Source organism: Micromonospora sp. SL1-18 (assembly GCF_047921505.1).
Classification (GTDB): domain Bacteria; phylum Actinomycetota; class Actinomycetes; order Mycobacteriales; family Micromonosporaceae; genus Micromonospora.
Map to the genome: position 1 here is coordinate 1 of NZ_JBLROA010000188.1, position 908 is coordinate 908.

The 908-nt window shown below is 68.9% G+C and carries 1 protein-coding gene; it reads right to left on the minus strand.

Going from position 1 to position 908, the window contains the following annotated elements; genetic code table 11:
* Nucleotides 1-908 (minus strand): IS607 family element RNA-guided endonuclease TnpB (gene tnpB / locus ACNAW0_RS30470; RefSeq protein ID WP_416291497.1); only part of this gene is annotated, 908 nt, incomplete at both ends.

The following is a 908-nucleotide window of genomic DNA, read 5'->3' on the forward strand; positions in this document are numbered from 1 at the left end:
ACGCGGCAGGCCGAGCAGGTCTTGCTGGAGGGATACCAGCGGTCGGCTACTATCCGCCGACCACCATTCCATGCCGTTTTATACCCCACCTGCCGGCGGATCTCCGCGAACCCGGCGTCGGCGACCTTGCGGGCGAGGCGTCGGTTGCGGAGCATGCCGGCCACGTTGAGATCTTCGACCACCACGGTGCCGTACTCGCCGGTGATGCCGGTGGTGAGCTTGTGCAGCCCGTCGGCGCGGAGATTCGCCACCCGATGGTGCACGCGGTTACGTTCGGCGTTGGCGACCGCCCATCGTCGGGACGGCTGCTGCCTGGTGCGCCGGTCCGGTCCCCGGCGGCGCGAGACCCGGCGGGACAGCCGTTTGAGGTGCTTGAGCGCGCCGTCGTAGTGCGCCGGGTTCGGCACGAACCGCACTGCGCCCCGGTTGTCGGCGATCACCGCGAGGCACTTCACACCCAGGTCCACACCCGCCACCACATCGGGGCGGGCCGGGGTGCGGTCGGTGGCACGCTGGATCTCGACCTGGAAGGAGACAAACCACCGACCCCGCTCGAACCTCACCGTCGCGGACAAGATCCGGGCGGTGCCGTTGCCGATACGCCGTTCCAACTTGCGGGTCGACTCGTAGGTACGGATCGCCCCGAGCCGGGGCAGCGTGACGTGCCGCCGGTCCGGCTCCACGCGGATGGCGCCGGTGGTGAACCGGCAGGCGAGCCGGGCGGTGTGCTTGGACTTCCGCCGGGGCATGCCCACGCGCTTGCCTTTACGCTGCTCGCGCTTGGAGGTGGCGTAGTTGTCGAACGCCGCCGCCGCGTTCGCCAAACCTGTGTTGTACGCCTCCTTGGAGTTGTCCTGCCACCAGCCGGCGAAACGCGGGTCGGTCTTCTTGACCTCGTTGAACACCTT